General features: G+C 50.8%; 32 protein-coding genes. 25 read left to right on the top strand and 7 right to left on the bottom strand.

Annotated features, from left to right (window positions below; genetic code table 11):
• Nucleotides 1-135: 135 nt before the first annotated feature.
• The 6 genes from OCH02_RS22405 to OCH02_RS22380 form a co-directional block, all read right to left on the bottom strand.
• On the bottom strand, nt 136-312 hold the full coding sequence (locus tag OCH02_RS22405) for a hypothetical protein (RefSeq protein ID WP_261433038.1): 177 nt from the start codon (nt 310-312) through the stop codon (nt 136-138).
• A 41-nt stretch (nt 313-353) separates the two neighbouring features.
• Nucleotides 354-911, bottom strand: a complete 558-nt coding sequence (locus OCH02_RS22400; RefSeq protein WP_013813300.1) for a siphovirus Gp157 family protein — start codon at nt 909-911, stop codon at nt 354-356.
• Entirely contained in the window at nt 908-3,073 is a 2,166-nt protein-coding gene (locus tag OCH02_RS22395) for a hypothetical protein (RefSeq protein WP_261433036.1), read from the bottom strand. The genes OCH02_RS22400 and OCH02_RS22395 overlap by 4 nt, the downstream gene beginning before the upstream one ends.
• Before the next feature lie 50 nt (nt 3,074-3,123).
• Nucleotides 3,124-3,402 (bottom strand): hypothetical protein, encoded by a 279-nt coding sequence (locus OCH02_RS22390; protein WP_013813298.1) that lies wholly within the window; start codon nt 3,400-3,402, stop codon nt 3,124-3,126.
• A gap of 10 nt (nt 3,403-3,412) precedes the next feature.
• Complete coding sequence (locus OCH02_RS22385; protein ID WP_013813297.1) at nt 3,413-3,727, bottom strand: hypothetical protein; 315 nt, start codon at nt 3,725-3,727, stop codon at nt 3,413-3,415.
• A gap of 474 nt (nt 3,728-4,201) precedes the next feature.
• Nucleotides 4,202-4,657, bottom strand: a complete 456-nt coding sequence (locus OCH02_RS22380; RefSeq protein ID WP_261433034.1) for a helix-turn-helix domain-containing protein — start codon at nt 4,655-4,657, stop codon at nt 4,202-4,204.
• Between the two features lie 107 nt (nt 4,658-4,764).
• On the opposite strand from OCH02_RS22380, the gene OCH02_RS22375 reads away from it, so the two are divergent.
• The 16 genes from OCH02_RS22375 (at nt 4,765) to OCH02_RS22300 (ending at nt 14,120) form a co-directional block, all read left to right on the top strand.
• Nucleotides 4,765-4,998 (top strand): helix-turn-helix domain-containing protein, encoded by a 234-nt coding sequence (locus tag OCH02_RS22375; RefSeq protein ID WP_261433033.1) that lies wholly within the window; start codon nt 4,765-4,767, stop codon nt 4,996-4,998.
• Between the two features lie 62 nt (nt 4,999-5,060).
• The gene (locus OCH02_RS22370; protein ID WP_261433032.1) at nt 5,061-5,513 is read left to right on the top strand and encodes a toxin YdaT domain-containing protein; all 453 of its coding nucleotides are present in this window, start codon (nt 5,061-5,063) and stop codon (nt 5,511-5,513) included.
• A 27-nt stretch (nt 5,514-5,540) separates the two neighbouring features.
• A complete protein-coding gene (locus OCH02_RS22365) occupies nt 5,541-5,759 on the top strand; it encodes a hypothetical protein (RefSeq protein WP_261284265.1) in 219 nt (72 codons plus the stop codon).
• A gap of 2 nt (nt 5,760-5,761) precedes the next feature.
• Entirely contained in the window at nt 5,762-6,121 is a 360-nt protein-coding gene (locus tag OCH02_RS22360) for an HNH endonuclease (protein WP_041416160.1), read from the top strand.
• Entirely contained in the window at nt 6,118-6,924 is an 807-nt protein-coding gene (locus tag OCH02_RS22355; RefSeq protein WP_261433030.1) for a replication protein RepO, read from the top strand. Before OCH02_RS22360 ends, OCH02_RS22355 begins: the two co-directional genes overlap by 4 nt.
• Nucleotides 6,921-8,294 carry a replicative DNA helicase gene (locus OCH02_RS22350; RefSeq protein ID WP_112363987.1) on the top strand — a complete coding sequence of 458 codons (1,374 nt, stop codon included), beginning with the start codon at nt 6,921-6,923 and terminating at the stop codon, nt 8,292-8,294. The genes OCH02_RS22355 and OCH02_RS22350 overlap by 4 nt, the downstream gene beginning before the upstream one ends.
• A 44-nt stretch (nt 8,295-8,338) precedes the next feature.
• Nucleotides 8,339-8,761, top strand: a complete 423-nt coding sequence (locus tag OCH02_RS22345) for a hypothetical protein (protein WP_261433029.1) — start codon at nt 8,339-8,341, stop codon at nt 8,759-8,761.
• A gap of 3 nt (nt 8,762-8,764) precedes the next feature.
• The gene (locus tag OCH02_RS22340) at nt 8,765-9,010 is read left to right on the top strand and encodes a hypothetical protein (protein WP_261433028.1); all 246 of its coding nucleotides are present in this window, start codon (nt 8,765-8,767) and stop codon (nt 9,008-9,010) included.
• 640 nt (nt 9,011-9,650) lie between these two features.
• On the top strand, nt 9,651-10,019 hold the full coding sequence (locus tag OCH02_RS22335; RefSeq protein WP_126501736.1) for a helix-turn-helix transcriptional regulator: 369 nt from the start codon (nt 9,651-9,653) through the stop codon (nt 10,017-10,019).
• A 15-nt stretch (nt 10,020-10,034) separates the two neighbouring features.
• Nucleotides 10,035-10,580, top strand: coding sequence for an ImmA/IrrE family metallo-endopeptidase (locus tag OCH02_RS22330; protein ID WP_126501735.1), 546 nt, complete (start codon nt 10,035-10,037; stop codon nt 10,578-10,580).
• Between the two features lie 169 nt (nt 10,581-10,749).
• Nucleotides 10,750-10,896 (top strand): hypothetical protein, encoded by a 147-nt coding sequence (locus OCH02_RS22325; protein WP_167470791.1) that lies wholly within the window; start codon nt 10,750-10,752, stop codon nt 10,894-10,896.
• 247 nt (nt 10,897-11,143) lie between these two features.
• Nucleotides 11,144-11,563: a DUF2513 domain-containing protein gene (locus OCH02_RS22320; RefSeq protein ID WP_261433026.1), complete on the top strand. Its 420-nt coding sequence runs from the start codon at nt 11,144-11,146 to the stop codon at nt 11,561-11,563.
• A gap of 378 nt (nt 11,564-11,941) precedes the next feature.
• Nucleotides 11,942-12,535 (top strand): DUF1367 family protein, encoded by a 594-nt coding sequence (locus OCH02_RS22315; RefSeq protein ID WP_261433025.1) that lies wholly within the window; start codon nt 11,942-11,944, stop codon nt 12,533-12,535.
• A complete protein-coding gene (locus OCH02_RS22310; RefSeq protein ID WP_261433021.1) occupies nt 12,532-12,819 on the top strand; it encodes a DUF1364 domain-containing protein in 288 nt (95 codons plus the stop codon). The genes OCH02_RS22315 and OCH02_RS22310 overlap by 4 nt, the downstream gene beginning before the upstream one ends.
• Nucleotides 12,816-13,376, top strand: a complete 561-nt coding sequence (locus OCH02_RS22305) for a DUF1133 family protein (RefSeq protein ID WP_261433020.1) — start codon at nt 12,816-12,818, stop codon at nt 13,374-13,376. Before OCH02_RS22310 ends, OCH02_RS22305 begins: the two co-directional genes overlap by 4 nt.
• A gap of 189 nt (nt 13,377-13,565) precedes the next feature.
• On the top strand, nt 13,566-14,120 hold the full coding sequence (locus OCH02_RS22300) for a hypothetical protein (RefSeq protein WP_261433019.1): 555 nt from the start codon (nt 13,566-13,568) through the stop codon (nt 14,118-14,120).
• Nucleotides 14,121-14,358: 238 nt separating this feature from the next.
• Here the strand turns inward: OCH02_RS22300 and OCH02_RS22295 are convergent, their stop codons facing one another.
• On the bottom strand, nt 14,359-14,802 hold the full coding sequence (locus OCH02_RS22295; protein WP_261433018.1) for a hypothetical protein: 444 nt from the start codon (nt 14,800-14,802) through the stop codon (nt 14,359-14,361).
• Nucleotides 14,803-14,950: 148 nt separating this feature from the next.
• Here OCH02_RS22295 and OCH02_RS22290 point away from each other — a divergent pair, with 148 nt between their 5' ends.
• The 9 genes from OCH02_RS22290 (at nt 14,951) to OCH02_RS22245 (ending at nt 22,637) form a co-directional block, all read left to right on the top strand.
• Nucleotides 14,951-15,214, top strand: coding sequence for a phage holin (locus OCH02_RS22290; protein WP_115184506.1), 264 nt, complete (start codon nt 14,951-14,953; stop codon nt 15,212-15,214).
• Nucleotides 15,214-15,744, top strand: a complete 531-nt coding sequence (locus tag OCH02_RS22285; RefSeq protein WP_261433012.1) for a lysozyme — start codon at nt 15,214-15,216, stop codon at nt 15,742-15,744. The genes OCH02_RS22290 and OCH02_RS22285 overlap by 1 nt, the downstream gene beginning before the upstream one ends.
• On the top strand, nt 15,741-16,115 hold the full coding sequence (locus OCH02_RS22280) for a DUF2570 domain-containing protein (protein WP_261433011.1): 375 nt from the start codon (nt 15,741-15,743) through the stop codon (nt 16,113-16,115). The genes OCH02_RS22285 and OCH02_RS22280 overlap by 4 nt, the downstream gene beginning before the upstream one ends.
• Nucleotides 16,116-16,331: 216 nt before the next feature.
• Nucleotides 16,332-16,535: a hypothetical protein gene (locus OCH02_RS22270; RefSeq protein ID WP_261433008.1), complete on the top strand. Its 204-nt coding sequence runs from the start codon at nt 16,332-16,334 to the stop codon at nt 16,533-16,535.
• A gap of 139 nt (nt 16,536-16,674) precedes the next feature.
• On the top strand, nt 16,675-17,421 hold the full coding sequence (locus OCH02_RS22265) for a hypothetical protein (RefSeq protein WP_261433006.1): 747 nt from the start codon (nt 16,675-16,677) through the stop codon (nt 17,419-17,421).
• 1 nt (nt 17,422) lies between these two features.
• Nucleotides 17,423-18,754, top strand: coding sequence for a terminase large subunit domain-containing protein (locus OCH02_RS22260; protein WP_261433005.1), 1,332 nt, complete (start codon nt 17,423-17,425; stop codon nt 18,752-18,754).
• 11 nt (nt 18,755-18,765) lie between these two features.
• Nucleotides 18,766-20,187, top strand: coding sequence for a DUF1073 domain-containing protein (locus OCH02_RS22255; protein WP_261433004.1), 1,422 nt, complete (start codon nt 18,766-18,768; stop codon nt 20,185-20,187).
• Nucleotides 20,184-21,005 carry a hypothetical protein gene (locus tag OCH02_RS22250; RefSeq protein ID WP_261433003.1) on the top strand — a complete coding sequence of 274 codons (822 nt, stop codon included), beginning with the start codon at nt 20,184-20,186 and terminating at the stop codon, nt 21,003-21,005. The genes OCH02_RS22255 and OCH02_RS22250 overlap by 4 nt, the downstream gene beginning before the upstream one ends.
• 12 nt (nt 21,006-21,017) lie before the next feature.
• Entirely contained in the window at nt 21,018-22,637 is a 1,620-nt protein-coding gene (locus OCH02_RS22245; RefSeq protein ID WP_261433002.1) for an NUDIX domain-containing protein, read from the top strand.
• The last annotated feature ends 13 nt before the right edge of the window (nt 22,638-22,650 follow it).

Raw genomic sequence — 22,650 nt, 5'->3', positions numbered from 1 at the left:
CTTCGATTATGTAGAGATGTTTTATAATGCTAAACGCCGCCACAGTGCCTGTGAGGATCAACCCCCTGCAGTTTATGAAAGTGCCTGGTTCATGAGGCACGGAACCGTCTAGGAAATCCGGGTCTATTCAGGGTGTTATTTCTGATTAGACGGAATTGGTTTTTTAAACGCTTCCTTTTCTCGCGTTAGACGTACACTCTGCGGGAAGTGAAAAGCCAGTTCGCCACGGCTTTCGGCCTCAATGATCCCCGTAGTTCCGTCGGGGAAAGTCACGTGAATGGCGTCGCCTTTAGCCAGGTACATTCTCAGCATGGTGAGTCCTCAGTGTTGGCCCCGTTGCCAGGGCCGGGTGATTACCGCACCTGCAGCGAACGCTCACCGATCTCGATGTGCGCGCCGGGTACCGGGTTGAGCAATTCCGCCGGTGGTTCTTCGCCGCGAGCGAGGATTTCCGCCGCCGCCGCTTCCGCCTCTTCAATTCGTGCCTTAATGGCCTTTTTGTCGGGCGTCACGGTGGTGGAAACATTCACCAATTCATCAGGCAGCAGGCTTTCGTTATCAATCTCCACACTGGCAACACCTTTGCGCGCAGTAAAAGTGTTGATCGTGGTCTTAATGGTATCCTGCCCACTTGCCAGCAAGCAGCTCAACACGTACTTACGGATCGACTTGGCGCGGTTGTCGAAAGACTTTTTACGATCGGTCAGGCGTTTAATTTCCTCTCCGACAGTGTTACCCAACCCCTCCAAATTTCGCACGTGCACAAAAGCGGCATCCAGCTTGTCACCCAGAGCGCCTTCGATACCTTCAAGCGTGTCGGCGATCATTTCCGGCGTTAGGTCGTCGGATGTTTCAATCAGCTGCTGAAACTTGGCGTAATCAGCGGCTAATGCAATGGCGTTTACGCTCATGATGCTTTCTCCTCGTTGGACAGGGTGGCAACGCGTTCATCTTTCAGCGCGGTCAGGCGGCGCAGTCGGCCAGCCAGGTATTGGGCGTGTTCTTTATCACCCTTGGCGTCCGCAGCCTTGCGGTGCGCTTCAATTTCGCGGGCGATCGAGGTGTGAATCTTGTTTGCTTCGTTGACAGTTACCGCGCCTTTGAGCGTTTCCGCGACCTTGGTCATGTGCTCATCCAGCTCTTCACGCATGCGGGTCACGCCTTCGGCTTTTTCACTGGCATTCTTGAGCGCGAATTCCGCTTCGTTCTCTTGGCGATACGTCAGATCGTCATACAGGCCAAGGAACACGTCGGCGGAGAAGCCAAGCTGTGAGAGGGCTTTTTTGGTGGCATCAGTGAGGGATTTTTTCGGCGCTTCGCCGTCGCTGATCGGCCCATTCTTGCTCTTGTAAACGTATGGCGTGCAGCCGTAAGCGAACACTTCGCCAGTCTTACCTTCGTGCTTGTACCAGAGTCGGATTTTTGCCGTGTGGTTTACTTCGGACAGATAGCCGCCAGCACCATTTGGAATAATCTCTTGAATAAAGCTTCCGTCCTGCTGCTTCACCGAACGCATGATCGGGGCGCCGTCGTCGAAGCGTTCTTCGATAATTTCCACCCCCCAGCCGGTGCCCTGCGGACCGAATACCTTTGTGGCCTGCATCACCATGTAGGTGCCATTGATCGAGGTACCGCCGCCGTTATTGCTGAAAGCCTTGGTAAACTTGGCATCGGTTTTATAAACACGATTCCAAATCCCAAGATTGTCCCGATCCTCTGCGGGCTGTTCGGCGATTGTCTGTTCAACCTGTGCGGCACGCTGTTGGAAATCGTCGGCTTTAAGCTGATTTACCAGCGCTTCGGCGCGGTCGGCGTTCTCTTCTGCCTGCTGCAGCTGGGAGGATTTTTCCTCTGGCGCATTGGCATAGACGCTGTAACCCATCTGATCCAGCTGCTGTTTGGCTTCCTGCGCTGTCGAATCGGTAACTTGCGGCTGGGTTACTTCCTGTTTTTCACCATGATTTGAGGCGTTAGCCGTTGCTTGCGCTGGGTTTTCCTGACGTGCATCAGCGCCGGTCAAGCCGTCAATCGAGAAGCGGCCGCCGCCGAGGTTTTCTACCTCGACACTTTTCGTGGTTTGCTGGCCATAGTTCGCCAACTCAGCGCATGCCGGATGGCCAGCAAGACGCGTTTTCACAAAGTGCAGGCGCTCTTCGTCGTTATTTACCAATTTGAGATTTTTCAGTCCCTCGGAAACGATCGCGTGTCGGGTATCAGTTTCAACATTCAAAATGCCGATGATCACCCCTAGAGATTTATCCCAGGCACGCCAGACTGAATCACGTGACGCGATGATCTCTTTTGCGTTCTTCACGTCTGTCGCCTTGGCTGCGGCAGGGTTAACGCCCATGATCGATAAAGCTGTATGCATGCTGAGGGTGTTGTAATCCGGCACGCCCCCAGTATTTTCGGTGCTGGTGCTGGTGCTGGTGCTGGTGCTGGTGCTGGCCAGCGTCAGGTTTTCCCGTTCGCCTGGCTTATCTACCCACGCCTGAGCAAAGGCAGTTGTGTCAGCCTGTGATGGCATAGTCTCGCCAGCACACTGGAAGAGGGCTGAGATCAATCGACTAACGGCCTCAGGGGACATAGCACCGACGGCGATCACAGATACAAGCCCATCGATCACCGCACGCATGCCGGTATCGTCTGGTGTTTCATCGTCGTTAATGAAATCGACCGCCATCGACAGCTGGCTGTTATCGATCTCAGCGTCGCCATACATCACCACTGCGGTGATCCGGACGTTGGCAGGCTGTGACATTAAATCTACTGGCCCAGCCGGGAATTCTGGCTCAGGCTCTTTCGGTGTCCACTTGCTGCCGTCGAAAACGTTCTCTGCAGCGAACTGTTCATCGAACTGGCCAACGGCTGGACGTGGGTTGCCAGTTTGATCTTCAACGGTCTTCGGGTTGAAGAAGTTGTCACCGCCCTCGGGGTAGGCTTCGAACAGCTTCCCTAACGCGATGCTTTCGGCTGCTCGTTTGCTTGGAGCCTCCAGCGCGATAACCAGCGCCACAGCGCCGTTTGTCAGAGCCTTTTTCTTTGGCTCAAAAAATGAAATGTAGATAGGCATTATTGGTCTTTCCTCTGTGAAAATCGGCGCTGGTCAGGCGCCGGGGTGGGTTAAAACTTCTCGCGTGCTACGGCCTTCACGTTGTCGCAATACCAGCTGTACAGCTCATTCTGGCGAAGGCGCAGAGTGTCAGGCGTCGCCATCATTACGGCCATCAGCAGGCGGTCGCGGGTGTCTGCGGCAGTGCCGTCGATATGGGTGAACACCTCGATCGCCTCGTCGGAATAACCGTGTGTCGCAGCAGCTTCGAACTGGTCACGTTGTTCGGCTGCGTCATGGCGTTGCCACAGCGCCAGCTCAGCGCTCAGGTTGTGAGTTTCGATATCCATGACCGCGCCCTCAGAATGGGATTTCGTGGGCGTCGATAGGGCAGTGCTCAATGCATAGCAACTGCTGTACCTGATCATCGATCTCGGCGATACGCTTATAGGCCGCGTCAGTCAGTCGGACTTTTTCCAACTGCAGCGCTTCAACCTGTTTGCCGATGATGTCGATCGGTTCTGGCTGGTTAACATCGATATGGATTTGGCGAGTTTCCAGCAACACGTACCCACGGAAAGAGGACATATCAGCGGTGGTGACCGTGATGCCTTCACCGTTTGGGAAAGTGTTTGCATGGATAAACAGCGTGACGGGTATCTGTAGTGCTTTCATAGCGACTCCTGATATAATCGGAGCTGATCGACAGCTCATTGGGTTGTTGGTCTTTCCTCGATACAGGGTTGGTCCCCTGTATCACTCCCGGTTGCTTTGGTCGGCGTCCGGGGTAAAAGAACCCACTTCGGTGGGTTTTTTTACGTCTGGTGGTTGTCGGTCTTTCCCGACTGTCAGGCTGGTCATGCCGTTGGTCTTTCCTCGATTTGCTTTGTAAAAAATTGCCCCAAGGTTCGGGGCCAAATTTCACACAGCAATGGTCATTCAATTCTTTGCCGCGTATCGCCCGGCTGGCGGAACATTCTGAACAACTGCTGCAGGGTTAGTGCGCTGTTGATGGGAATTATATTACCGCCACGAATAACAATAGGTCAAGCGTAGCGGTGATAATAATATGCGTAAAGGTAATATGTTGTTGATTTATGGGGGGATAAAAAAATAAAACCCGCGAAATGCGGGCATGAGACGGTGGGCTTATTGTTTTCTTGCGGCTAGCAGTTCTTTGAATAACTTATCAAAACCAGATACTTTTTCCTTTAAATCATTGATATGTCTTATTTTTTCACTCTCAGGCAATCTCTCATACAAGCTGATCAACTCTGCTTGTTCTGGTTTCAGTATTTGCCAGCCTGGCGCCGCAATGTCTTCACTATGCTCACCGGACTTGCGAACATAATTCATCATCTCTTTTAGTTCTGGCTTTATATCTTCCGGCTTAACTCCGAGTAGGGCTGCGAACTTTAGAATCGCATCGGTACCCAGAGGGTTTTTCCCAGTCAAGTATTGGCTGACGGTTGATTGCGTTTCGAAACCAAGCGCATCTGCCGCCTTTTCTTGCGTCAGACGTAACGTGACCTTCTTCTCATCCCAAATTTTCCGCAGGCGTTCTGCAGTCTCTTGGTCTTTGATATCGAGCGGTTTTTTCTTCATAGGGCCATTTTATTCGCAGAATTAATATCATCCAATCACCGCCACGCTTGATCTTTTAATATTCGTAGCGGTAATATTGGTTTATCACATCAACACGAGGAAGGGTGATGGACTTAAAAAGTTATCTCAACGAAACCGGCATCAAGCAGCAAGAGTTTGCTCAATCTGTTGAAAAATCACAGGGCTATGTAAGCCGAGTTGTTGCTGGTTCTTGCAAGCTTGGCAGTGAAGTAGTGATCGAATGGGCTGCAGCTACCGGTTTCAAAGTTACACCGCATGAATTACGCCCTGATCTTTATCCAAATGCTCGCGATGGTCTGCCTGAACAGACAGCAGCTTAACAACCAATCCCACCGAAAACTGATTACGTGTGATTGGTTTTCGAAGCGACAGGAGACGCGAAGTGGAAAACATCGAAAAACTGAAAAATGAAATTACGGCCTGGGCGGCTGAGAGTGGTCAGGAACATGTGGCCATCGAGATCAGCCGCGCGTGGTTCCAGCTTGGTGCTGATGGCGGTCGGGTTCGGCTTTACCCGATTGAAGATTCAGCCGGCACCGCTGATTGGCGTGCAATTAACACCAACCGGCAGGCGATTTTTCGCCATATGCGCAGCGATTCAAAAGCTGCACGGGCAAAGGTGCAGGAACTGGCCGACGCGATGATCGCGGCCATGCCAGCAGAACGGCGCGCAAGATTGGATGGCCCAACACCGCAGTATTTACTGTCAGTGGCCATTCGAGAGTTTGCTGCGGCGATCATCGCAATTCTGCTTGGGGCATGTGACATGCCGCAACGAATAGCCGGCGCATTAAGTGCCTTGCAGGAAACTCAGCGCCTGACCAGCGCCGCGTAAAAAACGCTGTATCGAGGAAAGACCAACATGCAAACCGATCACATCACATATCGGAACGGCTGGCGCCTGAATGGCATGCCTGCTGACGCCGCAGATATCAGACCGATTTTCGAAGATCGCCAGGCTGCCGCACATGCAGTTTGGGAACAATACGAGCAGGGCAAGGCCGCGCTGCGTGATGAAAACTTATCGCCGGAGCAGTACCAGGACGCGTGCCGCCAGCTTGCAGATGGGCTGGGGATCTAATCATGACTACAAAATATTCCGCCATCAAAAAATCGAATGTTATGGCAAAAACCTCGGGGAAGTGTGCCTATTGCGGTGTGTCTCTTAGTGGTGAGTCACTAACAATCGATCATGTACTCCCAAAAAATCGCGGTGGTGACAACAGCGTATCGAACCTCCTTGCGAGCTGCCGTCCATGCAATACGGCTAAGGGAGCGAAGACCATGGAGCAATGGCGCCGTTTCTATGCAGTCAAATCAGTTACTGGTAAAACTATTTTTGGGCAGGAGCAAGTTGATTATTTATTCAAAAATGGGCTTTTCCCTGCGATTGGGGCCAGTGAGTCATTCCAGTTTTATTTCCAAACTGGGGGTGACCAGTGAGCCGCTTACTGATCAATGAAAATCCCTTGCAAGTATTGCCGACGCTGGCATGTGCAATTGGCCTTAACGAGGCCATAGTTTTGCAGCAGATCCATTATTGGATGAATATCTCTCAGAATTTTCACGACGGGCGTCGTTGGGTCTATAACAGCGTCCCGAGCTGGCAAGCACAATTCCCGTTTTGGAGTGGGTCAACTGTTAAACGTGCGTTGGCCAATTTAGAGAAATTGCAGATGGTCCATACTGCAAATTACAACAGTGATTCATGGGATAAAACAAAGTGGTATTCCGTTAATTATGAAGTGCTTGCAGCGATGGAATCAACTAAATATCCAGTGGACGATCGATTGGGTCAGATTGACCCTATCGAAGGTGCCAAGATGAGCCAAGGAGCGGGTCAAAATGACCTTACCCCTCGGGTCAAAATGACCTCATCTCCTACAGAGAATACAACAGAGACTACTACAGAGAATCCCCCTAACCCCCAAGAGGGGGATGACGCTGACGCGTCGGGTAAGCCTCCAAAAATTAAATATCAGGACGTGGCTGACGCCTACAACGAAATCCTCGGTGAACGTCTGCCGAAAGTGCAGGAGCTGAACGAGAAGCGCAAACGCCAAATCAAGCGCCTGCTGGGCGAACTGCATGAGCCAACCCTCGACGCGGTGAAGGCCTATTTCGAAACCTTCGGTGAGGCTGCAGGGCCGTTTTACTTTGGCGACAACAATCGCAGCTGGCGTGCTGGGTTCGATTACCTGCTCCGTTCTGATGTGCTGGTGAAAACCCGAGAGGGGGCGCTATGACCCCGCAGGAGATGGAAGCCACGGTGCTGAGCGGCCTGCTGGTTGGCGGTGCCACCCCTGATGCACTGGACGTGATCGCCACCATGCCGGAAGAGGCATTCAGCATCCGTTTTCACCGCGAAACCTACAAAGAAATCAAAAAGCAGGCACTGACGCACGGTGTGATCGACGTGGTGCTGATCGGCGAATCGCTCGGCGGCGATAGTCTGGCGTCGTTGGTAGAAATTAGCCGCATGCCCGGCACGCTGGCCAACCTGAAAGGCTTTGCGAGTCTGGCCACCAAAGGGTGGCGTAGCCGTCAGATGGCCGCATTGCTGCAGGAAGGCGCAGACGGTATCCGCAGCGCCAGAAACCAAGAGCAACGCGACACGGTGATCCAGGCGTCAGTAACCAAACTGATCGAAATGACCGCCGACACGGGCGGGGTGGTGCCGGTGCATCTGGGGGAGCTGCTGGGCGGCTACATGGATTTAATGGATCGCCGCATGAAGGGTGATGCCGAAATGCGCAACCTGTACAGCGGCATTGAGGAGCTGGACGCGATTACCGGCGGTTGGAACCCACAGGATTTAATCGTGGTTGCCGGTCGTCCAGGCATGGGGAAAACCGAGTTTGCTCTGAAAGTTATCGAAGGGGCAACGCGCAGCGGCGGTGGGGCGTTGATATTCAGCATGGAAATGGCTGCATTGCAGATGGTTGAGCGTTCAGTTGCGGGTGCCGGAAATCTGTCCGTGTCGAAGCTTCGCAAACCTGAGTCACTGTGTGATGAAGATTGGGGCCGGATCCACTCGGCGCTCGAGGTACTGAACAACCGCGACATTTGGATTGTTGACGCTACCGACCTGACCGTTGACCAGATCCGCGCCATCACAGAAACCCATAAGCGCCGGTACCCGCACCTGAGCGTGGTGATGGTCGATTACCTTGGCCTGATTGCCAAACCGAAAGCGGAACGAAATGACCTGGCCATGGGGCATATTTCCCGCAGCCTGAAAACCATGGCCATGCGTAGCAAAACGCCGGTGCTGGCACTGAGCCAGTTATCGCGAAAAGTTGACGATCGCCCGGTTACCGCTCGGCGGCCAACCATGTCTGATCTGAGTGAATCAGGAAAAGTTGAGCAGGATGCCGACAGCATCGTTTTGCTGTACCGCGACGGTGTTTATAACCCGAACGGACCGGCTGCACGTTTTGCGGAAATCATCGTAGGAAAAAACCGGTTTGGACCGGGAGGCACGATTTATCAGGAATTTAAAAACGGCCACTTTATCGCTGTCGATCAGGTGGTGGCGCAAGAATCCAGCCGTATGCAACAGGAGGCACAACAACCAAAACAGAAAGAACGACGTTACTCGAGCAAACCGTTTTAACCAGCGCCTGACCAGCGCTTGAACAAACAAACGAGGAAAGACCAATGACCAGTATCAACGAAATGATCCGCGATAAGCGTTTTGTTATGGATGACGGCTGTGACCACGGCCCGGCCATCATGGACAGCATCAACCAGGCGGCACGTGCACGCTGTCGCGCCCCATACTGCCCACCGCCAAAACCCCAGCGCGTAGCTAAGCCAGTCTCTGAAATGGGGCCAATCGTCAAAATCGGTGACCGTATCAGTTATGGCCGCCGGGTAATGACTGGCATTTACGAATTGCAGCGCCTTGGACGTTCCCCTGAAAGCATCGCCCTGATGCTCCGCATGCCTCTCGATCGGGTAGTGCACATCCTTAAGCCTCTAACGGCTGTACGCCGCGAGATACAGCAAAGGGTGCTCACAGCATCAATTCCGTCAGAAAAAGACGTCATGCGCCGTTTGGCTGCCGAATCGAGGGCATAAACGATGGCCGGGCAATCGGATTATCTTCCGCCCGGCCTGCCATTCAATCGAGGCCAGTGGCCGCAGGAATGCCGCGATTTAGAGCAGTACGACCTGCGCGCCAGCGGCCTGATCCGTGACCTGTACGCACGGAAGATCACCCGCACAAAGGTGCTGGTGGCGATTGAAGAGGCTCCGGAGCGGTACCGGGAACATTTCAAGGCGCGTCTGAATTACTGGCGCGAACGCAGAGAAGGAACGGGGCAATGACGAATTTAAAGGGCTGGGTAGTGCGTAATCCATGGGCGGCGGTGTTCTGGGCGTGTGCGATCTTTTGGGTAGTGGGGGCGGTAGTTGCCGCTCTGGCGGTGCTGGTATGAGCATTTGGCCAACAGAAATGTAGCAATGCGTATCATCCGTGCCGCCTGTTCATGTGTTTCTTAACCGAATGCATGCAAGTTCCTTTTTGCGTTAGTCCAGAAACATATAAAAATTTGCCCTCATGAATGCATTTCTATTACTGAAGAAAATGCAATCACTGTAGTCGAATCAAAAAGTAGAGATTCAAAACGCCCGAGCTGTACGGTAAATGAACAATCAATCTATATGTAGTGGTTGTTTTTTTATGGTTGTACATATCTGCCATTTTCGCTCAATCCCTTGTGCTGTATGGGATTGTGATTGTAGATGGTAATTTCTCGCACAGCTTATCCACAAAAAACGCTCAGTTTGTTCACTTGCAAAACTGAAGGGTGCTCTTTATCTTATATTGCATCAATGCATTACATAAAAAAAAGAACAGTTATCTTTGTTGTGCAAACCATTCTACAAAAAGTGTTGAAAACGATTCTGTAATATGATTTGATATGCTCAGGGTGTCATGAGTTGATAAAAACACCGAGGAGATGTCATGAAAATTACACAGTTAGGCAAATTCTTGAGAAAGGTAAGGATCGATCGTAATCAGATTCTTATAGACATGGCTGCAGAATTGGATATTAGCATTGCACAGCTTTCTGCGATTGAACTAGGAAAGCGAGCCATTAACGATAGTACAAAGTATAAAATCATCTCTCTTTACAGTGCATATTGCTCTGGGGAAGAAGAGTTAGCACGGTTGGTCGATGTATCCCAACCCAGCTTTAAGGAGGATTTTGATGGTACCCCTGAGCTTCAACGGGAGTTATTTATATCTTTCGCTAGGAAATACAAAGAAATACCTGATGAAGAGGCTTTGCAGTGGCTTCAGACCTTAAATGAGATGACTATGAAACGATAAGATAGGAACGAACCGATGCAGAGAGCAACGCGGATTTTGGGTAATAAAGTAACACCACTATCCTCTGAGTTTATCAGGGAAAACGCATCAATAATTCGCCGGGCGTGCTGCTCACTGGTTCCACCAATAGGGAACCAAGTCAATGTGCTTGGCGTGTTAGATAAGTTACACAACCTTGAGTTTTTGACTCTGGAAGTTGTTGATATAGACGAAATGCCCGGCGAGTACGCTGTGACTATTCCTAGCCAAAAGAGAATAGTTGTACGTAGCGACACTTACGTTTCTGCCCATAAAGGGGAATCACGTGGGAGGTTTACGTTAGCGCATGAGCTTGGGCATTTCTTTTTGCACGCAAATACAATACCTCAGTTTGCACATTCTCAAGTCCCTTCTAACCATAGTTATATGGAGGATGTCGAGTGGCAGGCTAATGAATTTGCAGCTTGGATGCTAGTGGATGAGGGTGACCGCACTAATTTACTCAACCCAGGACGGATAAGCAGGGCGTTTGGAGTGAGTATGGAGACTGCCACCATAGTGTGGCGAAAACTAAAGGGCTAGAAGCATGAAACATACCTCTAGCCCTTATCGAACAACAAAGAATTCTAGGGTATTTGCTACCCCCTAGATTTCCTGAGGTTCAGGTTACTACTTGACTTAGACACTCGAGATTGTAATCGCGGAACTCAGGGTTGTAAAGGTAGCTTGTCAAATGAACAGGTATCAGACGATGACTAACAACCTAAATGAAGCACCACAAGACGACATGGTGGAAGTTTTCACCCCATTCATTACGAAGAACGGGAAACGTATCTTCAAGAAAGATGGCGGTTTGTTCCACTTCTATGTTCCGCGCGATAAGTACCGGCAAGGCTGATATGTCGATAATTTTAGGTAAGGGAGCTTAGGCTCCCTTTTTTGCATCTGCAGTGTTGCTAGTATGATGGTGGCATAACTGAGTGTGGGTTTCTCAAAAATTGCTGTTTTGGGATATAACTTAAAAAAAGCCTCAATAAATTAACCTGTTGAATTCATTTAAAAATAGGTTATATCCCGCAATCAGATTAAAAATTAAGTGCTAAATTTAAGTGGAGTCAAAGAAAAAAATACACAGAGGAAATAGCATGAGAATAAACCAAGAATATATCAAAAATTTGCTGTTGGCTTTTGAGGATAACCCCGGCCCAGAAACCGATATTAATGAACTTGCAGATCAAGGATTTGATTACAACACAGATGAATTTATTTTCCACATTCGGCTTCTTTACGAGCAGGGTATGATTGCTCGGGCTGACGGTGGTAGTGGATTTGGTTTATACGCTCGAGCGGACGATGGGTATTCATGGGGTGCAATGCCACTTCGGTTAACGACTTCGGGTCATGAATTCATTACCAACCTTAGACAAAAGGAGGTTTGGGAAACGGTGAAAACGGAATTCAAAGATGTGGCCAGCATCCAGTCATTGATTGGTATTGCGAAAAGCTTGGCCACAGGTTTTGCTAAGAAAAAAATCAAAGATTTGACGGGATTCGATGCTGACTAAAAAACCTCGCCACTTAGCGGTTTTTTTGTTTGAGGCGTGACACAAAACCAGTCACTGTTTATTTGTACAGTGCTTTGGTTTAATAAACTCGCAGCACACAATAAAGAGACAGTTAATTGATTGATATTAAAGATTTACTTAAATCACTTCCCAGCACCGGACGAATTGTAATTACTTGCGATAACGGCGTCATAGCTGGCACTCGCATCGTTAAAGAAAACGAGCACATAGCATCATTTAACTCGTTGATAGATTTGGCAAAATCCGCCGGGTATTCGATTGTAAGACCCGATGGAAACGCGCTATAATTAATGAGCTGGACTGAACACCCAGCCCATTCAAATTCTGAGCAACTGCTGCGCCACCGGAGAGAACCCAATGGCGCAGTATTCTTACATCAAAACAGCAGGTGACCTGCTGGTACCCGCGACACGGGATGCCAGGGATTTTCTGCGTTCCAAAAAGTTCGGCTCTGTTCTATACGCCGATTTCAAACAGGCCCGTAATCCGGCATTTCACCGCAAGCTGTTCTCGCTGCTGAACCTTGGTTTCGACTACTGGCAGCCTAGCGGCGGTGCCATATCACCCGCAGATAAAGCACTGGTGAATGGCTACGTCAAATTCCTCACGTATTACGCTGGTGGTGCAGAAGCACTGCAGGCTGCTGCCGATGAATATCTGGCTGATGTCGCTGAGAAGCGCGCAGGAAATATCAGCGCCGCAAAATCATTCGAAGCGTTCCGCGGTTGGGTAACTATACAGGCCGGCTTCTATACCGAGTACCTCATGCCTGACGGCACCACACGTAGAGAACCCAAGTCGATCTCGTTCGCAAAAATGGACGATATCGAGTTTGGCGAATTCTACAAGGCAGTGCTCGACGTGCTCTGGAATTACATCCTGTTCCGCACCTTCCCTGATCAGCAATCTGCAGAAAATGCTGCTGCCCAACTTATGGGGTACACCTCATGAGCAAGTTGACAAAAGAGGCCAAAGGCCGCGACTGCCAGATCCGGATACCAGGCATCTGTAATTTCAACCCAGAAACCACCGTCCTGGCGCATTACCGCCTGGCTGGCACTTGCGGTGGCGGCATGAAACCTAACGATGAGCAGGGTGCCTGGTCTTGCAGCTGCTGCCATGACGCCATCGATTCCCGTACAAAAACCGAATATAACCGTGAAACCCTGCGTCTTTACCACGCCGAGGGCGTATTTCGCACGCAAGTTATTTTAAGAAGTGAGGGCAAGTTATGATTTATCCTGAGAATATTGGTAAGGGCGACGGCAAAGAGCTGCACTTGCGTGCGCTGGAGCAAGTTTGGATAGAGGGTAAGTTGAAAATGTGGGGCCGCTGGTCGGGCATGGCAAAGTACGGCAGCGCCGGCAGTATGTTTAACCGTTTATTGGCCTGTGAGAAAGTGACGAAAGCAGCGATAACCCAAGCGTTGCGGCAATTAAAAAAGACCGGGTGTAGCAAAGAGGAACTGCAGCGTTATCTTTTGGATATCCTCGAGGGGAAACAAAAAAGTAGCCTGGCGTTCTGTACTGATCAAGAGGCGGGGACCATTGACCAGGTGATCGGTACCGTTCTGCTGTCGCACCCTGGCCTGAAATTTGTCATCCATGAACGCTATATCGGGAAAGGAAAAAGCAAAAAGAGTATGGCGGCAGATTTGCATGATATTCGCCCTGATTGGAGCCTGCGCACCTGCGAAACCCGGATCGCCGTTTGGTTGAAAACTGCCGAGTTTATGCTTTACCTGCCGATGAGTGATGCGTTCAATTCAAACGTTGAAAGATTTTACCGTTGACTTTGCGCGGAAAATGGTTAGATTAGGTTAAGCTTCGCGAAGTAGTACCCGCAGCGACAAATCAAAAAGAAACCCGCCATCGAGTGGGTTTTTTTATGGTGAGCTTTATAGGATTTTGTAAAAATTTATCGATTTTAGCCTATGTACATATGTATTCTATTAACTCCTGAAATTAATAGGTAATCGCGTATGCATATGTTAAACGGGTTTGATGGTTTGTTTCACCTTTATGAACCAACAACACCTACTATTATGAGTGCAAATGTATCCAGGCTTTTAAAAAAAATCTTCCCAACAGCATCTATTTCAGGTGGTTATTTTAAATTAACATTGCCGGAATCTTTTGCCCCCTTAGCTGGTGAGTGCTATTACAATGTGGCCAGAATGATCAGGGATAATGGAGGGGGAGAGCCGGTTTTAGGCTGGATGATATGGGAAAGCCCCACCATGATTGAGGGTGAGGCACATTGCCTTTATAAATCACTTGAGGGTGAGGTCTTTGACATCACTCCAAGAGTGTCTGGTGAGGAAACGATATTTTTTGTTCCCGACTTGAGAGTTCATCCATCTTTAGAACACATCTCTGGCACTAAATTCAAGATGTATCAGAACACCAATCCTAAGCTTGCTAATAATTCTGAAAAATTCGAACCATCGCAACGGGTGGAGCTTGATTTCGAACAGTCTGAGATTCGTGTGATAAAGCTAGTTGATTATCAAGATAGTTTTTTATTTGAAAAATAATTATCGGCGTTTTATTTATAATATAAAGGCCATGAGTAAGTGTGGCCTTTTGTTTGCAAGGAGCCCTCGATGGACAAGAACGAACCATACTTTTTCAATCCGGACTTAAGTAGCGAACAGCTTGAGGACTGGTTAAATCAGCAGAGGCTGTATGTGGCGCATTACAACCAGTTAAATGGACAGAGAGCCGATCTAGTAAAGCAGCTCTCTGAGGTAGATTTAGCTTTGGAACATTATGCTAATTCATTGACGCCAGGACGATTGAGTTTTCCTTGGGATCCCAATCCTGCTCTAAAAGCTCCTCAAAGTTAAAAGCAACCTCTGGTAGCTCAAGTGAATCGATAAATTTTTGTACCTCTGCGGGTAATTTTTCGACGCGCATTTCGGCTTGGATAACAAGCAGACTATCAGTGAGGGATAAACTTCGTATTTCTGCTAGCTTCCAGTTGGTCTTTGTAAAAATCAGATGATGCAGTGCTGTCTTGCCACTCAGTGGTTCGAAGATAGTTGCAAATTTTTTGCGGTGTTCATGAAGTGTTATTTCGAGAATTAGTAACTGAGCGGAACGATTTTTAATGCAGTTATCTTGCTGGCTACCAGAGTAATATGCGGAATGGTTCAAATTACGATTATCACAGACTCTTGCCTTGATGATGTGCCACAAATTGTATATAGCGCTCACAGTGAACCTCCTTATTGATGAGGGCAGAGGATACCACTACCGTCTGAGGTGGAAAATTAACAGGCAAATAATTCAGAAGCTGAGCTAATGCTCGGCTTTTTTCGTTTCTATCACCCGGTACCGGGACTAATCCCCGGAAGGGGGAGGTATGAGAACCATGCCGGAAAAAATTGCAGATAACGCCACGCATGGCGGCTGGCTGGTAGGCCTGTTGCTCGGGGCCATTAATTACTTCTCCCCCAGTGAGTGGATGGTGATCGGCATCATTGTCGGCATTCTCTCCTCCGTTGTCGGGTGTGTCGTCGGTATCTGGTTTAGATGCCGGCGAGAGAAACTACTCAAAATGTACCTGATTGACCGCTCTACCAAGAACATCAGCGCTCAGGATGTAGACCTGATAGGGGGCGAGTAGTGGCTTCGATAAAAACGAAACTCAGTTCTGCGATGCTGGCGTTAATCGCTGCTGGCGCATCTGCCCCAGTGATGATGGCGCAGTTTCAGGATGAGAAGGAAGGACAGCGGCTAACGGCGTATCAGGATGGTGTCGGCATCTGGACACTCTGTGGCGGCGTGACAATGGTCAACGGCCAAAAGGTCGTGAAGGGCCAGCGCCTGACTGCCGAGCAGTGCAAGCGTATTGACGCAGCCGAACAGAAGAAAGCACTCGATTGGGTGGTTCGCAACGTCAAAGTGACGCTGACCGAGCCGCAGAAGGTCGGGATCGCCTCGTTCTGCCCATGGAACATTGGCCCGAGCAAATGCTTTACTTCGACGTTCTACAAAAAACTGAATGCCGGTGATCGCCCTGGTGCATGCCGAGAGATCCGCCGCTGGATATTTGACGGTGGACGGGATTGCCGGATCCGCTCGAATAACTGTTTTGGTCAGGTTGCACGACGGGACCAGGAAGCCGAACTGGCATGCTGGGGATTAGACAAATGAACCGCTATCAGATACTGGTCGCAGTGTTTGTTCTCAGCCTTGCTGGTGGACTGATCTGGAGTGCAGATCATTACCACGGAAAATACCAAGAGGCTCGGCAACAGGTTGAGAAACAGAAGAAGACGCTGGCGCAGCAGTCAGGACTGATTGCCACCATGCAGGAACAGGACGCCCATAACCGCACGTTGATGGCAGAACAACAAAAGAATAATCAGCAACTGCGCCAGCTGGGGGAACGCTACCAGAGAGAATTACGCGATGCACTTAAAAACGATAAATGTGGCAATAGTCCTATGCCTGCCGCTGTTATTGACCTCCTGCAGCAAAACGCTGCCACCGGCACCGCAGCAGGTCGTCCTGTTGCCCCCTGAGTCCGTATTCATCCCATGTGAGAAACCAACGCTGCAGGGCAACACTTGGGGCGATGCTCTGAGCTACGCGCTGGCATTACAAACAGCTTTATCAATCTGCGCCGGCCAGGTGGCTACGTTGAACCAGTGGCGGGAACGAGGCTTGAATTTTTCAGAGTAGGCCCCATTTACATACGGTTACCAGCTAATTCGGCTGGTTAAGAAATGGAGTTTGATATGTTAGATAACTATGTAATAAAAACCACTGAAGAAAAGAATCGCCTCGAGGCAGTAAAGGCTGCCCTTGAAATTGTGAAAGCCTCTGCATCAACATCAACTGCATATACTGGCTACCAAAAAGTAAAATACGATAGCGAGTTTGCAATCGATAAAATTTCGAAAATTGCAGACGCCATCGAGGCTGCAATGCAGGAAAAATAAGCAAGCCGCCTCCGGGCGGTTTTTTATTGTCCATCACAGAGCATCTATCCAGGTGCTGCGTAATGCGCAAAGCAAAGTCACCGAATCTACCCGGCTCGCTGTGGGGTAGAGGCTGGTGGCTTTTTTTATGGAGAACGCCATGTCACAACCGGAAGAAAGCGGCCTTGAGCGCGATTACTGTGCCGGTCAACTTTCTCTCCGAGACTTGGCAGAGATATACGGCATCAGTGAGGGGGCCATAAGAAAGCGCGCCAAGAAATACGGCTGGGTACGCAGTGGAAAAACTGGTACGCAAAAAGGTACGCAGGTACGCAAAAGTGGTACGCAAAAATCAAAGGTGCGTACCAAGGCAACACCCGCCAATCCTGACGCCGGCGAAAATGGCGCCGAAGGGGAGAGTCCATCATCGGCAAATACGAAACCGATACGTGGTGCGCGTACCGACCCACCCATTAACGCATTCCAGCCACGCAATCAGGTTGCGCTTAAACATGGTGGCTACGCTCGTCGCTTGTTGCTGAGCGATGAAGTTATAGAGGATGCCAAGGCGCTGACGCTCGACGACGAACTCTTTCGCCTACGCGCCAGTAACCTGGTCGCCTCGGAAAATATCGGGCGCTGGAAAACCCAGTTGGAAGACGCCGAACCCGACGAAGTAAAAGGGTTGCTGGAAAAAATCAGCTCGGCGGACAAGGCCATGATGCGTAATACCGTTCGAATTGAATCGATAGAGGGCACCAAGGGGTCTATTTCTAAAATGCAGGTCGATACGGCGTATCGAGCGGCGGCTACTGAAAAAGTGGAAATGGAAATCGACATTATGAAAGACGGCGACCGCGATAATGCGATTGTCGTGCATAACGCGCTGCCGATACCTGGAAGATGATATGGCTGACATTTACCTTCCGACACTTCATGACGGACAGTTAAAGGTTTGGTCCGATTCATGGGATGACCAGTTGCACGCTGTCCGATGCGGTCGCCGCTGGGGTAAAACCTTCATGCTTACCAGCGCGGCGGTGACCTACGCCACAGCGCAGTTTAAGCGCCCGGGCATGGACATTGAGCTTGGCGGGCGGGTAGGGATCTTCACTGCTGAGTATCGCCAGTATCAGGAAATCTACGACAAGCTCGAAGAAACGCTTCTCCCGTTGAAGAAGTCATTCAGCCGCCAAGAAAAGCGTCTACTGCTGAAGAACGGCGGCAAGATAGATTTTTGGGTCACCAATGACAACAAATTGGCCGGGCGTGGTCGTGAGTACGAAATCATCCTGATAGATGAGGCGGCATTTACCAAGTCGCCAGAGATGCTGAAAGAGATCTGGCCTAAGTCGATAAAGCCAACGTTGCTGACGACCAAGGGCCGCGCCTACATATTTTCAACACCGGACGGCGTGGACGAAGAAAACTTTTTTTACGCTATCTGTAATAACAAAAGCCTGGGCTTTGTTGAACACCATGCGCCGACATCCTCCAATCCTTTCGTTCCGCCGGAAGAACTGGATAAGGAGCGAGAGAACAACGATCCCAGAGTTTTTCGCCAGGAGTTTCTGGCCGAATTCGTCGATTGGTCAGCGGCCTCTCTGTTCGATGTGCGCAAATGGTTCGAAGGTGAAAATCAGGATCAACCTGTCGATTATCCGGAGATGTGCGAGGCCGTATTCGCGGTAATGGACACCGCCGTGAAAGGTGGCGCTGAGCACGATGGCACGGCTGTGGTTTATTATGCCGTTGATACGCGCCCAGGGCGTCAGCGCCTGACCATTCTCGACTGGGATGTGGTGCAGATTGATGGCGCCCTGCTGGAAACCTGGATGCCGTCTGTATTCGCACGACTGAGCGAGTTAACCACCCTGTGCGTGGCCGTAAACGGAAGCTTGGGTGTTTTTATCGAAGACGCCAGCATGGGCAGCATCCTGCTACAAAAAGGCGAGAGCCTGGGATGGCCGGTCAACAAAATTGAATCAGCCCTTACCAGCAAAGGTAAGGACGAGCGTGCCATTATGGCCTCCGGTTATCACTACCGCGGGCTGGCAAAAATATCCCGGTACGCCTACGAGAAGACGGCCGTCTTCAAAGGCGAAACAGCTAACCATCTGCATAAGCAGGTTTCCCGATTTCACCTTGCCGATAAGAAAGCGCACAAGCGCGCCGATGACTTGCTCGATGATTATACCTACGGGCTGATCATCGCATTCGGTAGTGGCGATGCAATCTGACGAGACAACCAATGAACGAAGACGATTTCGAAATCGGCAGCTGCTCACAATCAGAGTTGATGGCATTGCTGGACAGCGATGATATTCAGCCAGGATCAACGGCGGGCTATCAGACCTGCAAAACGGTTTACCTTTACCACCCGCTGGGCGGCAAGATGGTGGATCGCCCCATTAAGATGGCGATGAACGAGCCGCGCACCGTGCATGTTGCTCAGTCTTATGGCCTTGAGCAGCGCCTGCGTGATGCGTTTGAGCGCGAATGGAAAGCTATGGGGGCTAACCAGCACATTGCCAATGCTGCCCGTATTGCTCGAATTTACGGTGTGTCGGCGGTGGCAATGCTGGTGGATAACCAGGCTCCGAATGAATCGCTGGATTACCGCACGCTGTACAAGCACAACGTCAGCTTTAATATCCTCGACCCGCTGAATACCGCGGGCAGCATCGTATTAAATCAGGATCCGAATGCTCAGGACTTTCAGAAAGTCGATGGCATCCGGGTTGCAGGAAAGCCATACCACAAATCGCGCTGCGTCGTCGTGCAGAACGAAGACCCGATTTATCTGGCATACAATCCTGCAGCGTTCGGCTTCTCTGGGCGCAGCGTTTATCAGCGTGCCCTGTACCCGCTGAAATCCTTCATTCAGACCATGCGTACCGACGACATGGTGGCAGTGAAAGGCGGTCTCTTGGTGACGAAAATCAAGGGGCCAAGCTCTGTCGTCAACAACATGATGCAGAAGCTCAGCGGCATTAAGCGAATGATGTTGAAGCGCGGGAAAACAGGAGAGGTCCTGCAGATCGGCGAGAGTGACAATATCGAGTCAATCGACCTGAGCAATCTGGAGAAACCGCTCGACTCTGCCCGTAAGCATATTCTGGAGAACGTGGCAGCCGCCGCTGACATGCCAGCAATCATCCTGAACTCAGAGACGTTTGCTCAGGGGTTTGGTGAGGGTACAGAGGATGCTCGGTCAGTTGCCGTGTACATCGACAACATCCGCGAATGGCTTGATCAGCTTTATGCGTTCTTTGTTCGTGTATGCCAGTACCGGGCGTGGAGCATTGAGTTTTTCCAGTCACTGCGCGCCGACTTCCCGGAACTGAAAAACACCTACAGCCTGTATTTCTCTACGTGGATAAATAACTTCGAATACCGCTGGCCGTCCTCCCTCAAGGAGCCGGAGAGCGAGAAGGTGAAGGTAGACGAAACGCGGTTTAAGGCCATCGTCAGCATGCTGGAGGTGGTGTTGCCGCAACTCACGGCAGACCCGGAGAACCGCGCAACGCTGATCGAATGGGCGTGTGAAAACGCCAACGCCAACGAGAATCTGTTCCCTCAACGGCTTAACCTCGATTACGACTCTCTCCTTGAAAATCCGCCACCAGACCCTCCAAAGGCTGAAGGGCCGGGTGGTGGGATGATGCTATGAACACGTTCACGCGAACCGTGAGAGACGCGGTGAGGTTCTTTCTTCGTAATGGCTACACGTCTCGCGAAGAGCTGGAGCGCTGGCAGAGCATCATCCGGCAGGCGGCAGAGAGCGAAACCGCTAACGACTACATGGCGATGGTTTCCCGCAACCTGACTAAATCGTACGATCTGCAGGTTGGTCGCGCTGGCGCACTGAAGCGTCACCAGGGCATATCCCGCTTTACGCTCAACTATCTTGAGCCAAAACTGAGGACTGAACTCGACAGGCGGATCCTGTCCAGCGCCGACCTTATCCAGCTCAACCGCAAAAAAGCTATCGACACAACGTTGTCGCGTTTTAGCGGCTGGGCCAGCAGCATACCTTCTGCCGATAGTATCGCGCTGTCTGGCATTCAGGGGACGATGCGGGCAACAGCTGATCATATTCAGAAGGCTGCCGAGAAGGTCGACTATGAAGCGCGCCGTGTGATGATCGACCAGAACCGCAAACTGATAGCCAATATTGATAATGTGATCGCAACGAGTAATAACGCGATTGCGGCGATTTGGCACAGCCACTGGCGCAGGCCCGGTTATGACTTCCGCGAAGACCACAAGGAGCGCGATCAGTTGTACTACCTGATCCGCGGGAACTGGGCGCAAAAAAACGGGTATGTGAAAGTTGGCCCTGCGGGGTATCTCGATGAAATCACTCAGCCTGGTGAAGAGGTTTTCTGCCAGTGCTATGTGACCTACATCTACAACATCCGCAGTATTCCTGAATACATGTTGACCCAGAAGGGTCACAAGTTCATGGAGTCATTGAAAGCAGCATAGGGGCATTAAAACGTGGCTATTTTTGGCAGCGGGATAATGTTCCGTCAGGGTAAGTTCGTCTTCCTGATCCAGCGCTCTGATGATGGAACGTGGTGTCAACCTGGCGGCTCGGTTGAGCCGGGAGAGCTCGCTATTGATGCTGCGCGCCGCGAAGTGCTGGAGGAAGTGGGGTATCAGTACGATGGCCTGCTGACTCCGCACAGCGTCTACGGTGATTACCTGACATTTCGCGCTGAGGTGCCGGAGCAGTTTGAAGCGAAGCTTAACGACGAATCGCTGGCCGCCGGGTGGTTCCATATTGACGATCTGCCTAAGCCGCTTCATCAGCCTTTTGCTGAGATGCTGGCGCAGCAGGCGCTCAATGAAACCGAAGTGGCCGCGCTCATCGCTGATGGGACATTAAGCAGCCCGCAATACTTTATCAACATGTGGATGTTCGCCATCCGGGTGACCGGAACGGGGGTTACCTGGCGCTCTGCAGATCAACAGATGGCCTTCCGTAACCCGGATGACTATCTCACTCCTGAATTTCTCCAGAGAGTTGCCGGGTTGCCTTTAATCTGGCTGCACCCGGAGAAAAATACGCTTGATAGTGATGAGTTCGCAAAACGCGTTATCGGCACCCTGACCAACAGTTGGGTTGCTGATAATGGCGAGGTGTGGGCTATTGCGCGCGTATACGACGCTGAGGCCGCCGAAATTATGGCGACCAGGCAATTAAGCACTTCCCCAACCGTGAAGTTTGTTGAGGCACCTAAATCAATCATTGTCGACGGTCAGTCTCTGCTGGTGGAGCCATCCCCCGAGCTGCTCGACCACGTTGCAATTTGTGAACAGGGCGTATGGGACAAACTCCTTGCCCCTACCGGTGTTAAATCTGATTCCATTCCAAATGAGGCTGAAAAGATGGACGAGGAAAAAATCGTAGCGCTTATCAATAAAGCGATCGATGCCCGCATGGCAAAAGCTGATTCTGAGGCGAAAGAGTCCAAGGAAAAAGCGGATGCCGAAGAGGCGGCGAAGAAAGAAAAGGCTGATGCTGAAACGAAAGAAGCTGATGAAGCGAAGGCCAAAGCTGATGCGGAAGAGAAAGCCGCGAAGGAAAAGGCCGATGCTGAGGCTAAAGAAAAGGCTGATGCCGAAGCAGCAGAAGAAAAGGCAGCGAAAGAAAAAGCAGACTCTGAACTCCGTCAGCAGATTGCCGACCTTAAAACACGCATCCCAACCGAGTTGAGTGATGAAGAACGCAACGAAGTTGCTGACGCGCAGGTGAAGGCTGACAGTGTGTTCTCCAGCTTTGGCAAACGCGCTCCGGTCCCGCTGTCTGGCGAAAAGCCGCTGGCATACCGTCGCCGTCTGATGATCCAGTTGCAAGAACACTCGCCGGACTTTAAGACCGTCGACCTGTCATCAATCGCTGATTCTGCGTTGCTTGGATTTGCTGAAAAGCAGATTTATGCCGACGCGCAAAAATCGGCAAGCTTGTCTGTCGGCCCTGGCATGTTGCGTGAAATTAAACGCGCTGATGCAACAGGCCGCCAGATTAGCACCTTCGAAGGCGATCCTGCTGCCACCTGGGCACCGTTCCAATCAGGTAAACGTCAGGTCACTAGTTTCAACAACCAGGCTTAATGGGAGTTATAAA

The organism is Serratia quinivorans (assembly GCF_946227985.1).
GTDB lineage: Bacteria > Pseudomonadota > Gammaproteobacteria > Enterobacterales > Enterobacteriaceae > Serratia > Serratia quinivorans_A.
Note: the sequence above shows the minus strand (reverse complement) of the source record. Positions and strands in the feature narration are given on the sequence as shown.